Annotated in this window: 10 protein-coding genes; 8 read left to right on the top strand and 2 right to left on the bottom strand. The window is 59.3% G+C overall.

Annotated features, from left to right (window positions below):
* Positions 1-551, bottom strand: a 551-nt coding sequence (locus VN887_15830; protein HXT41476.1) for a DUF1587 domain-containing protein, incomplete at its 3' end; no start/stop codon positions are given.
* Positions 552-759: 208 nt separating this feature from the next.
* Here VN887_15830 and VN887_15825 point away from each other — a divergent pair.
* The 8 genes from VN887_15825 (at position 760) to VN887_15790 (ending at position 13,258) form a co-directional block, all read left to right on the top strand.
* Entirely contained in the window at positions 760-1,587 is an 828-nt protein-coding gene (locus tag VN887_15825) for an alpha/beta hydrolase (GenBank protein ID HXT41475.1), read from the top strand.
* A gap of 86 nt (positions 1,588-1,673) precedes the next feature.
* Positions 1,674-2,597 (top strand): alpha/beta hydrolase, encoded by a 924-nt coding sequence (locus VN887_15820; GenBank protein HXT41474.1) that lies wholly within the window; start codon positions 1,674-1,676, stop codon positions 2,595-2,597.
* Between the two features lie 545 nt (positions 2,598-3,142).
* Complete coding sequence (locus tag VN887_15815) at positions 3,143-4,465, top strand: hypothetical protein (GenBank protein ID HXT41473.1); 1,323 nt, start codon at positions 3,143-3,145, stop codon at positions 4,463-4,465.
* 37 nt (positions 4,466-4,502) lie between these two features.
* Positions 4,503-5,519, top strand: coding sequence for an alpha-L-fucosidase (locus VN887_15810; protein ID HXT41472.1), 1,017 nt, complete (start codon positions 4,503-4,505; stop codon positions 5,517-5,519).
* Between the two features lie 329 nt (positions 5,520-5,848).
* A complete protein-coding gene (locus VN887_15805) occupies positions 5,849-7,351 on the top strand; it encodes a Gfo/Idh/MocA family oxidoreductase (GenBank protein HXT41471.1) in 1,503 nt (500 codons plus the stop codon).
* 94 nt (positions 7,352-7,445) lie between these two features.
* Positions 7,446-10,082, top strand: coding sequence for a DUF4038 domain-containing protein (locus VN887_15800; protein HXT41470.1), 2,637 nt, complete (start codon positions 7,446-7,448; stop codon positions 10,080-10,082).
* 1 nt (position 10,083) lies between these two features.
* Entirely contained in the window at positions 10,084-12,273 is a 2,190-nt protein-coding gene (locus VN887_15795) for a hypothetical protein (GenBank protein HXT41469.1), read from the top strand.
* Between the two features lie 109 nt (positions 12,274-12,382).
* Positions 12,383-13,258 carry an alpha/beta hydrolase gene (locus VN887_15790; GenBank protein ID HXT41468.1) on the top strand — a complete coding sequence of 292 codons (876 nt, stop codon included), beginning with the start codon at positions 12,383-12,385 and terminating at the stop codon, positions 13,256-13,258.
* A gap of 10 nt (positions 13,259-13,268) precedes the next feature.
* Here VN887_15790 and VN887_15785 read toward each other — a convergent pair.
* Positions 13,269-14,467, bottom strand: a 1,199-nt coding sequence (locus VN887_15785) for a hypothetical protein (protein ID HXT41467.1), incomplete at its 5' end; no start/stop codon positions are given.

The raw sequence follows: 14,467 nt of genomic DNA, 5'->3' as shown, positions 1-14,467 counted from the left end.
TTTTGCGCGGCGGAAATATAGCGGTCCAGGAGCGTCGGAGAGAGAACCCCGACCGCGACGTTGTCGAACCCCTGGCCGGCGTCATCTTTCGGGAGCAACTCGGTGGAATCGATATCCAGCGCGAGAAGGTCGCGAATGACGTTCTCGTATTCGGTCCGGTTGAGCCGTCGCAACGTTTCCGTTCGGCCGGGATTCGGATGCGCGACAGCCGCGCTGTTCAGCGCGTCCGACAGTCGAGTCACGACCTTGTCGTAGGTGTTTTCATCAGGGCGGCGCTTTTCCATCGGCGGCATCTGGCGCGTGCGCAGTTTGCGGACAACTTTTTCCCAGACTTCAGAATGTTGCGTCACGTCGTCCCCGAGGATGCTGTCAAGGTCGAGTCCACCCTTCTTCATTTCGGTGTCGTGGCAGTCCACGCAATACTGGTTGACCATGGAGGACACGGGTGAAGAGACAGGAGACGACGCAAGTGCGTGTTGTGGTGGCGATCCGATGACGCCCACGGTCGCGAGTAGAACGCGCGTCCAAAAGGTCTTCAATCGAGGGCTCATGCCAGCAGGAAACGGACTGATACGAGTTTGCTTTCCGACAGCGTAACGGAACATAAGTGGCCGGTAGCAACGGGACAAGTAGAAAGTTCCCCCATTCCTGGTTCCGGACCGGTTTCGATGGACTCTCGCCACGCGACTGGCCCTTCGTTATTGTCGGCTCGTGCGCTCCATAATCCGAATACTTCTGTCGTCGGTTGTTTTGCTTCTCTTGTCTTCAGTCAGGGGCATCGCCGCGGATTCGGGCGAAATCATCCGCGACGTCGAGTATGCACGTGTCGGCGGGCAGCCCCTGAAGCTGGATCTTCATCTTCCTCACGGAAAACCACGAGTGCCGTTGATCGTCTGGGTGCACGGCGGAGCCTGGCGGTCCGGTTCAAAAAGCAGTGTTCCAATCGGGAAACTGGCGGAGGAAGGATATGCCATCGCCAGCGTTGATTATCGTCTTTCCACCGTGGCCAGGTTTCCGGCGCAGATTCATGACCTGAAAGCCGCCATCCGTTTTCTGCGCGGGCACAGCCGGCAATGGCGCGTTCCTTCGAGGAAGATTGTAATCGCCGGCGATTCGGCCGGCGGGCATCTCGCGGCGCTGGTGGGCGTGTCCAACGGTTACGCCGAGCTCGAAGGGGAAATCGGGAGCGACCGAACGCAGAGTTCAGACGTGCAGGGAATCATCAGTTTCTACGGCGCGGCGAACCTGACGACCATTCTCAACCAATCAACGCCACACGGCTTGAAGGTTCGCGTGCCGGCGCTGGACCTCCTGCTGGGCGGCCAGCCGGACGACGTTCCCGCGCTCGCCCGGCTCGCGAGTCCCGCCTTTCACGTGGATCCTCATGATCCTCCGCTTCTCCTGTTGCACGGCGATCAGGATCCGCAGATGCCCGTCAATCAGGCGCTCGAGCTTTGGGGCGCATACAGGAAAGCGAAAGCTCCGGTTCAATTGGAGATCGTTCACGGCGCTGCTCATGGCGGAGCGGCGTTCTATGACGAGGAACGCCTTGCTGTAGTGAAAGAATTTCTGTGCCGCAATTTCTAACCGGTAATCCGGCGGCCGCCGTTCGACAAGTTGCCTGACGATCAGATTCAAAAACATTTACCAGTCCACTTCGGAGGAATCTCATCATGAAAACCACTTTGTCAGCTTTGTTGTTGTTCGTATCGTTGACGGTCGCATGGTCGGCCGCCGCCGCCGAACCGCTGGTCGTCGAGATCTGGCCGGGCAAACCTCCCGATGAACCCGGCAACATCGGCCCGGAAAGGGTTCGCATGTCGCCGGCGCTCGACCGCAAGCAGGTCGAGGTCACTGAACCGACCCGCATGATCACCGATGTCTCAAAGCCAACGATCACAATCTATCGGCCTACAAAGGAAAAGGAGACAGGCACTGCAGTCCTGATCTGTCCCGGAGGCGGCTACTGGAATCTTTACTGGCAACTCGAAGGCGAGGAAGTCGCCGAGTGGCTGAACTCGATTGGCGCGACTGGAATCATCCTCAAGTATCGCGTGCCGCGACGTCCGGGTGAGCCGGAAAAAGAACCCGCCCGACGCCCGCTGCAGGACGCGCAGCGAGCTGTCAGTCTGGTGCGGAGTCGGGCAGTTGAATGGGGCATCAAACCGGATCGCATCGGCATCGTGGGTTTCTCCGCGGGCGGCCATCTGGCGATTGCGACAGCGACGAGTTTCGAGAAGCGGACCTACGAGCCGGTTGATGACGTGGACAAAATCAGTTGCCGGCCCGACTTCGCGATTCCGGTTTATTCGGGTTACCTCAAGGCGAAGGACAAAGATGAACTCGCGCCGGATCTGCGCGTCCCGACCAACACACCGCCGGTCTTCCTCGTGCATGGTGGCGAGGACATCATCAGTCCGCCGGAGAACAGCGTGCTCATGTATCTCGCTCTCAAAAAGGCCGGAGTGTCGGCTGAACTCCACGTCTATGCGGGGTCGGCCCACGACTTCGGTGTCCGCAAGAACGACCACTTGTGCTCAGCCTGGACGGAGACGTGTGCCGAGTGGCTGCGCCACCAAGGACTCCTCCGCGAATAAGCGCGAAATAGAATCGCGAGGGGAGGTAGAGCTTGGATTGCCGTCTCAGTGGGGTGTTCAGCCGGTTGGCTTCGCCACGTAACGCGCAACAGCCGCCAGTTCCTGAGCAAAGCTCTTTTGTGCGGGTTTGTCTGCCGGCCAGCCAATAACGCTCGCGTGATTTAAGTTTTCAGGGACAGGTCTCGCTTCCACTTCCAATTTCTGGCGTCTGACTTCCGCCGCCTTTACATCCGCTATGCGATAAAGCGAGGCCGGTCGCGCGGCTGCGACCTGTTGCCCGATTTGCCAAAGGTTTTGGATTGAGAGATCCCTTATGGCGGGTGACAGACAAATCAAGAATGGGAGGCGGCATGCCCGCATCTGGTTTGACCGTCCGATGGCTGGCAGGATCTTCAAAAGCAGAACGGCGCGTGACAACGGTCGAAAGGGAAGCAAACCGCGGTCGTCGACTGTTTTGACCCTGTTTGGTATTGTTGCCAAAACTGGGCGCGATTCTTCGAATCGCAAAAGCTGAATACAATCGCGGTGTTGGCGTCGAGGTTCCAATGAATGATCAGACCGAAAAGACCCGCCTGTGCGCGATGGCGATGATGCTGACGACGATGTTCCTTGCGGCTGACAACCGCACGCCTCTCACCGACTCGCCAAAGGGGATGTGGGGACGGGTCACTCCGATCGCGGACGGAAGCCATCCCAATCTTTATTACAACCAGAGCGAGATCGATGAAATGCGGCAGATGATCCTGGTGCGGCACAGTCCCCGGCATCTCTACGACCGGTACAATGCCGAAATCAGGGATGCCATCGCGGTGAAGACGATTCCGGACAACTCGAATCCTCATCCGACCAACATGAAGGCGGCTTTGAACTATGCGATCCAGCCGGCACCCGAGAAGGCTAATGCCATCCGCGCCTCCTTGCTCAGTTTCATGAGGGCCTTCCCAAGTGGTCTGCCGGACTGGTATGGCACCGCCGGCTGCTATTCTTCCGGATATTCGGTTCCCTGGATGTTCGATTTGATTCTGGCTTACCACCCGGACAAGCTTTCCTCCGCGGAGAAGACGAAGTTAAAAGACTGGTTCAAATTGTCCGCAGAACGCCTCAAGTTTGACACGCGCAACCCGGGCGCGCCTTCCCAATCAGGCCACGACGTGGTTCCTCCCGAAATGCGCGAGGGGAAAAAGATGGTCTCATTCCCGAACTGGTACAGCCGCTATATGGGACCTTCCCTGGCCTGTGCGCTTGTCTCGGGCGATCAGGCCGCGGTCGATTACTGGGCGGACAGCGGGTGGCCCCACGATTTGTTCACGTTCGACGGAGTCACCTTCCCTGGAGGCAAGCATCCTTCCGACGCGGCCAACCGATATGACCTCGTGATGTATTTGTTGGCCGTCTATCCGTCGGGCGCAAACACCGATACCTACACGCGCGAAGGATTCCGGTTTCCAGAACGCGACTGGTACACCACGGATTATACCAGCGGCGGATACCACTTGGCGCAGATGTCGGGAGCGGTGTTGGGGGCCGAGATGGCGTACCACAACGGCATGACCGGAGTATTCGGATTAACCGACAAAGGAACAGAACCAGCACTCTTGAGGCATTGGAAGCGGGCAATCCGGTCGAGGAACGAGACCGATCGCAGACCCGGGAACAAATCCGGGCATCCGGTCATAGGTTACAGTCCGGAACTCTGGCCGGGATACCGACGCTATGCCGATCCGATGATCGAAGAGGCGGTTTCGACATTGAATTACTCAAATGTCGATGAGACGGAACTCCCCGGCGTGATCTGGGAATTTTTCGGGTATCCGCGACGGACAGTCCCCAACCGAACGAATCCTGCTGCGAAGGAATTGCATCGTTAGTCTGTCCGCAAGAGTTGATGCGGTCTATCATTTTGGAATGAACGGACGAAGCATCGAGTTTTACCTGATTGCCCTATCGCTGATGAGTAGTATCGGATTCGCGGCAAGCGAGGGAACATCGGTGAAGACCCGTCGGACTGACTGGTTCAAAGACGCGAAATGGGGCGTGTTTACGCATTACATGGCCGACACGGTCCTGAAAGACGATCAAATCACCGTCGAAAACTGGAACAAGGCTGTCGATGGCTTTGACGTGAAGGGACTGGCCGACGAGTTGGCGTCCGCCGGCGCCGGCTATTATGTCGTCACGCTGGGCCAGAACTCGGGGTTTTACTGTTCACCCAACGCAACCTACGACAAGTTCGTTGGCAACCTGCCCGGCAAGTGTTCCAAACGCGACCTGATCGCAGACCTGTACGAGCCGCTTCATGCCAGAGGCATCCGGCTGATGGTGTACCTGCCTTCCGGCGCGCCCGACCGCGATCCCGCAGCCATGAAGGCGCTCGAGTGGCGGAGAGGATCGGACGATCGACTGGAGAATTTTCAACGAAAATGGGAAGCCGTCATCCGCGAATGGTCCTTGCGCTGGGGTGACAAGGTGTCCGGCTGGTGGTTTGACGGCTGCTATTACTCCGACGCAATGTACCGGCATCCGACGCCCCCCAACTTTGCCAGCTTCGCCGCCGCGGCCCGCGCTGGCAATCCGAACAGTATCATTGCCTTCAACCCCGGGGTGATCAATCCCATCATCACGTTGACACCTGCCGAGGACTACACCGCCGGCGAAATCAATGAACCGGACAAAGTGAAATGCGAAGGTCGCTGGGTCGGCAGCGCCCAGTTTCACATGCTGAGTTTTCTCGGGCCGATGTGGTGTCAAAGCCCGCCCCGCTTCAAAAACTGGCAAGTGATCGATTGCACCCGCAAGATTGTAGATCAGGGTGGTGTCGTCACCTGGGATGTGCCCATCGGGATCGACGGCATGATCAGCGACTCTTTCATGGAACAACTGCGCGCGCTGGGCAAAGCCATGCAGACCATCAAACGGAATTAACACCGGCATCCGCGTGCCACTTTACGAAGACGCGGGTCGTTCCCGGGCCGCGCCAGACGAATTGCGGGCAACGGATCTCAGATGTTCGCGCGCCTTTTTTTCCAGGTGACAAGGCAACTCCGCTGGCGTATGGACGATGATCACTCCGCTCGCATTTAATGACGATGAACCCGAAGATAGCTCCTTTCCTGAGAACGAGACCGGCTGGTGATGCGGACACTCCCGCAGCGACGCCCGCCTTCGACTTTCCTGTCCACCCGATTTTCGGGAAGACATCAACACAACTTCATCCGGGGCTCTGAAACCGCGGAACAATTGAGGAAACAACCATGAAACGGACCACGCGTAGAAACTTTCTGAAGAGTTCGGTGACGGCCGGGCTCGCGCTGGGGATGCCGGGAATAGTGATCGGAGCCCAGCGTTCGTCCCGATCTCCGGGCCCCAACGACACCGCGCGTGTAGCGGTGATAGGGCTCGGCTCAACCACCGCGGTCGGCGGTGTCGGCGGACGAGGACATCAGCTCATTCCCCGCGTGCGAGAGGTCCCCGGCGCCAGAATTGTCGCATTGTGCGACGTGGACCAGACGCACCTCGACCGCGAGACCCGGCCTTTCAAGGATCGAGGCGAAGAGGTCGCCACTTATCGCGATCTTCGCAGAGTTTTCGACGACAAAACCATCGACGCGGTGGTCATCGCCCTGCCGAATCACTGGCATGCGCTGGCGACCGTCTGGGCCTGTCAGGCCGGCAAGGACGCCTATGTCGAGAAGCCGCTTTCCTACGACATCTGGGAAGGCCGGCAAATGGTCGCTGCCGCCCGGAAATACAGCCGAATGGTCCAGGTCGGCACTCAGAATCGTTCGAGCACTTTCCTGCGCCGGGTGTTTGACGACCTGCGCGGCGGCGAGCTTGGCGCCATCCGGTTTGCCCACGCGTTGGTTTACCGGCCGCGCGACGGTATCGGCGGGGTCAGCGCTCCGACGCCACCACCGGCCACGGTGGACTATGATCTCTGGTGCGGCCCCGCTCCCAAGACTCCGCTTATGCGAAAGCAACTGCATTACGAATGGCACTGGTTCTGGGCCACGGGCGGTGGCGAGATCGGCAACAACGGGATTCACGTCATGGACATTTGCCGATGGGCGCTGGGACAGAACCAACCGCCTCCGCGCGCCATGAGCATTGGCGGCCGGTTTGCGTTCAACGACTGCGGTGAAACAGCCAACACCCATCTCGCCCTGTTCGATTACCAGCCGGCCCCGCTCATCTGCGAGGTCCGCAACGTGAGCATTTCGAAGGGATCGATCGGCAAGTTTCGAAATCGGACCGGTGGTATCGTGATTGACTGCGAAGGCGGTTACTTCGCCGGCGACGCCTCCGGAGGCGCGCTCTTCGACAAACAGGGAAAGAGAATCAAGGACATCCCCGACGACGGCAGCGAAAAAAAACTGGAAACCTCGCACCTCTCCAACTTTCTGGGCGCCGTCCGCGACCGGAAGGCCGGCGAGCTGGTAGCCGAGGTGTTGGAGGGGCACCGTTCCACTGCCTGCTGCCACATGGCGAACATTTCCCACCGGCTCGGGAAGCAGTCATCGCCCGAGGCGATCCAGGCAACGGTCCGTGAAGACCGTGAACTGGCGGATGCCTTCGATCGTTGTCGCGAGTATTTGCGCGAAAACGGCGTTGATCTCGGTGGCACCCCCGCCACTCTTGGACCCTGGGTAACGTTCGACCCGAAGCAGGAACGGTTCGTCAAGAATTTTGCGACCGAAGCCAACGCGCTTTCTCATCGTGACTACCGACAGCCCTACGTTGTGCCGAAGATCACCTGATCCCGGTTTTCTCCCTGACACGAAGACAGAGGAATCGCAGAGGAAGACGGGACGCTTCGGTATCCGTGTGGCTTGGACGAAAGTGAGATTCCGAATGAAAATGCGGATCATTCCGGGTCACGTGGTGGCGCTGGCGGCGCTGAGCATGGCCTCTTTTCCAGCCGGGGCAGCGCCGGGTCCGATTCGCGTCAGTCCAAACGGCCGGTATTTTGTCGATGCGCGGGGTGAACCGTTCTATTTTCTGGCGGACACGCAGTGGGAGTTGTTTCGCCGTTATTCCCTGGGCGACGCGAAGCGGATCCTTGAAAACCGCAAGACCAAGGGATTCAGCGTGGTCATGGTCATGCTCACCGGAGTCGGCAACGGGACGGGTCCGAACCTCGAAGGAGAGCATCCCTGGGTGGACAACAATCCGGCGACGCCAAATCCAAAATATTTCGCGCACGTGGACGCGGTGGTAAAACTCGCGCAAACGAATGACATCCATCTGCTCATCGGGATTTACCACCAGACTTACGGCGACCGGATGACGGTGGACAACGCCAGGCCATGGGCTGCCTGGGTCACGAGGAGGTATCGCGATGACCCCAATATTATATGGACGATTTATCCGAAAGCTCTCGACAGCTATGAGGCGATCGCGCGCAAACTTGCTGAAGGCATTCAAGAAGGAGACCGCGGCAGGTACCTCTTCTCGATGCACCCCGATCCGTCGCCGGCCAGTTCCAGTTTCATGCACGCGGAGCCCTGGCTGGGGTTCAATTCCATCCAGGTGTGGAACCGGCTCGATGCCATCTATCCGATGGCTGTCGCCGACTACCAAAAATCACCCTTCAAACCGGTGACGATGCTGGAAGGTGTGTATGAAGGTGGCGAAGAGTATGGATATCCTGTCACGCCGTTGTTGGTGCGGCGCGAGGCGTACTATACCTGCCTGGCCGGGGGGTTCCACGGCTACGGCCACAACGATTCCTGGCGTGTCAAACCACGGTGGCGAGAGGCCCTCGATGATCCCGGTGCGAAACAGATGACGGTACTGCGGGACGTTTTTACCCGCCTGCCGAAATGGTGGGCATTCACTCCCGACCCGTCTGTGCTGAGCGCCGGCGGAAAGACCCGGGGCGACGTGCTGAATCTTGGAGGTCGTTCCGCCGAGGGCACATGGATTATCGCCTACATTGCCGGCGATCCGAACATCGAGGTGAACATGGCGAAAATCACGGCGGCGAACTCGGCCGCGGCGGAATGGGTTGATCCGGCGACCGGCGATCGCGAATGGATCGGCCATTTCCCCACCAGCGGCACGCAGCCATTCACCCGGCCCGCAAGCTGGCAGGATGGTGTGCTGGTGATCAACGCTGCAGAGCATCAAGTCCGCAGTACGGTGGATCCCGCAGCGTCAGCACCGCGAATATTTCCAATACAGGGGCCTTTGCGACTTCATCCAGCCAACCGGCGTTACTTCACCGATGACAGCGGCAGGGCCATTTATCTCACCGGTTCGCACACCTGGAACAGCCTTCAAGACATGGGCTACTCTGATCCTCCTCCCGCCTTCGACTTTGCCCATTACCTCGATTTCCTGGCAAGACATCATCACAACTTCATCCGGCTCTGGCGGTGGGAACTGCCCAAATGGACCGAAAGGCAAAGCGCACAAGCCCGATACTGCGCGCCACACCCATGGAAACGCGCCGGACCCGGCAACGCCCTGGACAACAAGCCAAAATTCGATCTCGAGAAGTTCGACGACGATTACTTCAAACGGCTGAGGTCGCGCGTCGAAGCTGCCGGCCAACGCGGTGTTTACGTCTCGATCATGCTCTTCGAGGGCTGGGGACTCCGCTTTGTTCCGGACGGCTGGAAGACGCACCCCTTCAACCCCTGCAACAACATCAACGGAATCGACGGCGATCTGAATCGTCAGGGAAAGGGACTGGAGATTTACGCGCTGGCCAGCCCTGCGATCACCCGGTTGCAGGAAGCGTACGTACGCCAAGTGATCGACACGGTGAACGACCTCGACAACGTTCTTTACGAAATCTCCAATGAAAACGGTCTTCCCTCCACCGACTGGCAGTATCACCTGATTCGCTTCATTCATGAGTACGAGAAGTCCAAACCGAAGCAGCATCCGGTCGGCATTACCTCGGACGGCTTCGGTGGCGGCGATGATACCGACCGGTTGTTCAACAGTCCCGCCGACTGGATTTCGCCGAGTCCGGACAAGAACGACTATAAAGAGAATCCACCCGCGGCCGCGGGGGTGAAAGTCGTTGTCGCGGACACCGACCATTTGTGGGGAGTCGGAGGCAATCGGATCTGGGTTTGGAAAAGCTTCCTTCGAGGGCTGAATCCGGTGTGGATGGACCCGTACGAAAAATCCTCCCTGTGGGAAACTCTCCCGGAAAATGCGGAAAACGTGCGACGCAGCATGGGCGAAACACGTGTGTTCGCAGAGAGGATGAATCTGACGTCCATGATGCCGCGAGACGAGCGGGCATCAACCGGATATTGTCTGGCCAATGACGGCGTTGAGTACCTGGTTTACCAACCCAGAGCCGGCGCAGATTTTTCCGTGAGCCTGAAGGCAGGAGTTTATGATTACGAATGGTTTGATCCAGCAAAAGGCACCATGTCGGGAAATGGCCGCGTTGCGTCCTCCAATGGCAAGGAACTGTTCCACCCACCGATGGATGGGGACGCGGTGCTGTATCTCAAGGCAAGATGAAATGCCGGCTCCTGACCGGCGCCTCGGACGCGGCGATCTAGGAAAGAGCGCCAATGCCATGATCGCATCGGCGCAACTGAAACTCTTGCTGGTCGCAGCGTGCGTCTCGGGCGGATTGAGGGCTGTCGCCGCGACATCGTTTGAAAATCCGGGGGTGGCGGATTTTTACGTTTCTGCACGAGGCAACGACGCTTGGTCGGGCACATCATCCAAGCCCGCCGGAAACGACGGACCGTTCGCGACGATCACTCGGGCTCGCGATGCAGTTCGCAGCCTGCGCAAGACCCATAAGGAACCGCGGACCGTTCGCGTGGTGCTGCGAAGCGGGACGTACTTTCTCGACTCAACCCTGGAGTTTGGTCCGGAAGATTCCGGAGCGGAGAAAGCTCCGGTCGTTTACGCTGCGGCAGAGGGCGAAAATGTGGTTGTCAGCGGCGGATGGCGTCTGCCGGTGGGGCATTGGGACGAGGTCAATGGTCGCAAGGCCTGGAAGGTGAACATTCCGCAAGTCAAGGCGGGACGCCTGAATTTCCGACAGCTTTTTGTGAACGGCGAACGGAGGTCGCGGACGCGGTTGCCAAAAAAGGGAGAATATCGGATTGAATCGCTGCCGGGTTACACCGGCGACTTTCTCAGGAGCCCGACGAAGCAGTTTGTCTATGCACCGGGGGATATTGTGCCCGAGTGGCGCAATCTTCGGGATGTGGACGTCATCGGAATCACCCGGTGGCTGGACAACCGGCTGCCGATCGAGAGCGTCAACGCCCAGACGCGCACCGTAACCCTCGACCGCCCGAGTCTGTTTGCGCTGGTCGAGATGTCCGGGCGACCTTCGGTGTATTGGGTGGAGAACGTGTTCGAGGCGCTGGACACACCCGGTCAATGGTATCTGGAGCGTCCGAGCGGAGTGCTGTTCTATCTTCCGCTACCGGGGGAAGAAATGGCGCCGGCCGAATTGATCGCACCGCGGCTGCAGCAGGTGTTGCGAGTGGTCGGAGGCGCGGACGCCCCGGTGCACGACCTGCGTTTCGAGGGCATTACGTTTTCTCATACCGAATGGCAGCCGCCCGCAGGTTATGCCTCGTCGCTGCAAGCCGGAATCGAAGTGCCCGGCGCACTGCTGTTTGATCATGCCGAACGATGCGCCGTCACCGGCGGCGGCATTGAACATGTCGGCAACTACGGTATTGAGGTGGATGTCGGCTGTGCAGACATCGAGATCGCGCGCAACCGGATCACGGATATCGGCGCGGGAGGAATCCGGATCGGCCACTTCTTCTCGTGGGAGACCGACGGGTCAGGCCGGCTGACGCAGCGAGGACTCCAGCGCAAGGCCGCCATGCCGAAAGGGCCGCACAGCCAAAGGATCACCGTGGCGGACAACATGATTGCTCATGGAGGACGGCTCACTGCAGCGGGCGTGGGGGTGTTCGTGGGCGACAATGGGGAGAACAGGATCGTGCATAATCACATCTTCGACTTTTTCTATTCGGGCATTTCCATCGGCTCGGTGCAGGATTTCGGGTCGAGCCAGGCCCGGGGCAATATCGTCGAATACAATCACGTGCACGACATCGGCCAGGGCGTGCTCAGCGACCTGGCCGGGATTTACGCCTGCAGCACGCCCGGCAGCCGCATCGCTTGCAACGTCGTGCATGATGTCACGCGACGGGAGTACGGCGGTTGGGGAATCTATCCGGACGAGGGCAGCCACGATCTGTCGATCCTGAAGAACCTTGTGTACCGTTGCCAGGATGGCGCTTTGTTTGCGCACCACGACCGTGACATCACCGTGGAAAACAACATTTTTGCCTTCAATCGCGGCGCGCAAGTGGAACGTGGCGGCATCGGCGGGTTCGAGCTTGGTTGCCGGCGCAATCTGATTTGCTTCACGGAGGGGAAGGCGGTCGGGGATTATGGCAGCGCGCATTGCGGGCCCGACGTTTGCGTGTTTGATCGCAACCTTTACTGGAATGCGTCCGCCAAGCCGGTCCTGTTTGGTAATAAAAACTATTCTGAGTGGCAGGCGACGGGACAGGACAAAAACAGTCTTGTCGCAGACCCGCGGTTTGTGGACCCGACGCGCGGGGATTTTACATTGCGGCCCGGTTCTCCCGCAGCGCAAATAGGTTTCGAACCATGGGACGTCTCGATCGTCGGGCCGCGTCCGCCTATCATGCGCGCGAAATAGAAGAGAAGGGGCAACCCGGAAAAAAGTTGTGGCAACCGGAAGAACGGCGACCCGGAGTGTTACCGGTTGTTTGACAGAACGCGTCCCGCTGCCTACAACCACCGTGATCATGAACAGGCGAACATTCGCGGTCCTAGTCCTTTCCCTGGTCTGCTCAAGCCTCGTTGCTGAGGAAAAGGTCGTTCGGCTCTACGACGGTCCGGTTCCCGGGTCCGAAGACTGGAAACAGCGGGAGAAGGAAAGCCGGACCAATCTGTGGCAAACGCGGATTGTCTTCAACGTGGCCAACCCAACGCTCACTGTTTTCCCGGCGGATCCAGCGAATGCGAACGGCACGGCCGTGGTCATCTGCCCGGGTGGCGCGTTCTTCGCTCTTTCGATCGACAGTGAGGGATTCGATGTCGCCCGCTGGCTCAACACCAAAGGCGTGACGTGTTTCGTGTTGAAATACCGGCTCGTGGAATGCAAGACCGACGATCCGACGCGCGAGTTGATGACGCGAGGGAAGCTGGACGACATCGTAGCGCCCGTCGTCAAACTGGCCATGGCTGACGGGAACGCGGCGATCGGCCACGTGCGCAAGCACGCGAAGGAATACGGCGTGAATCCCGACCGGATCGGCATCATGGGCTTTTCGGCGGGCGGAACCGTGGCCGCGTCGGTGGCTTTCAACTACTCGCCTGACACGCGACCCAACTTCGTGGCGCCAGTTTATCTGGCCTACAGCTGGACGATCAAGCCGGGTGGCGTTCCCGCCGACGCACCGCCGATGTTCATCCTCGCGGCGAGTGACGACCCGCTCGGGTTGGCGCCGCACAGCGTGGATATTTACAAGGACTGGACGGCGGCGAAGAAATCAGCGGAGTTGCACCTTTATTCAAAAGGCGGTCACGGCTTCGGCATGCGAAAGCAAAATCTTCCCGCCGACCACTGGATCGAGCGCTTCGCCGACTGGCTGGAAGTACAGGGGTTGTTGAAGAAGTAAGCGTATTCCGTCAAAGCTTTGGAAGTGGGCCGCCGTTGTCCGCGGCCCAGATGGCGCGAATCGTTTGCTCCTGTCCGAAACCATTCGGCGTCGCCGCGCTCGGTTGGTTCACGTCATACCAACGCTTGCCGTCCGCGGCGCCAGACAGACAGCGGAAGCCGGGCATTTGCAGGTAACCCTCAGGGTCGTGCTCGCGGACCCACCGCCAGGCATAGCGCAGCCACTGGTTGCGATAATCTTCCGGCTGTTGCGAGAACCAGGTAATCTCGTCCCAGCCCCATACCCAGAACCTGCCCATGCCTGCTCCGCCGGGCTTGCTGCTCCGGCCGTAGTTGTCGAACTCCACTAAATACGGCAGATGCTCGCAGCGCCAGCCACTGGGAGTCACGCCGCCTCGGCTGCGACCGTAAATCGCGTCAGCATACCCGATTCGCAACCGCGCCTCCCCGGGTTTGCCCGCGATCTCTTCAATGCGCAGCGGGAAGGAATGAAAATCCAGCAGCAACTTTCCGTCACGCACCAGTCCGCCGTGCGGCACGTGGGCATCACACAAGACGAAATGACGTCGCGCATGTCGCGCGGCGTAACGGCGCACCAGAGCCAGCACCTCCGCCCAGTGATCCAGTTTTGGGTCATTGCCGTTCATGAGTTCCGCCTGGCCAAAGTGAATCGCCTCGCAGCCCGCATCGATGTAGGACGCCGCCAGAAAATAAAACCACAGCTTGGTTTCGTTGCGGCTCACGTCCGGCACTGACGCTCCCCGGCTCCACTGGTTGTTACCGCGTCCGCTGGCGTAAATGATGTCCTCATACCGGAAGCTTCGGTGTTCCACGGGACGGCCCAACCCTTCGAAAGCCCACGGTGGCACCGGAAGTCGATCCACGTCCCGTGAGACAATCTCAAAGACACACGCTTGCAGGATGATTTCCGGATCAAGGCTGTGAATCTTCGCCGCGTTCCTCTTCGCGAGTTCCAATTTCTTCGGCAGTGCGGATTCACCGTCCTCCTCGCGGCCCCACTGATAAACAGCGCGCCCGGCGAACTTCACTCCGCAGTTGGTCAACATGCGGAGGTTGTCGTCGAAATCGCCGTGGCCGGTGAGCAAATACATCGTTGTCATGGACCGCGAGAGATAGGAACGCAGCACTTCCGCGGTCATGCTCCCGTCGAAGCGGTAATCGCGCGCGCAGACAGGCAACGAAAAGAACA

It is taken from the genome of Candidatus Angelobacter sp. (assembly GCA_035607015.1).
GTDB lineage: Bacteria > Verrucomicrobiota > Verrucomicrobiia > Limisphaerales > AV2 > AV2.
This window is presented reverse-complemented; position numbering and strand designations above follow the sequence as displayed.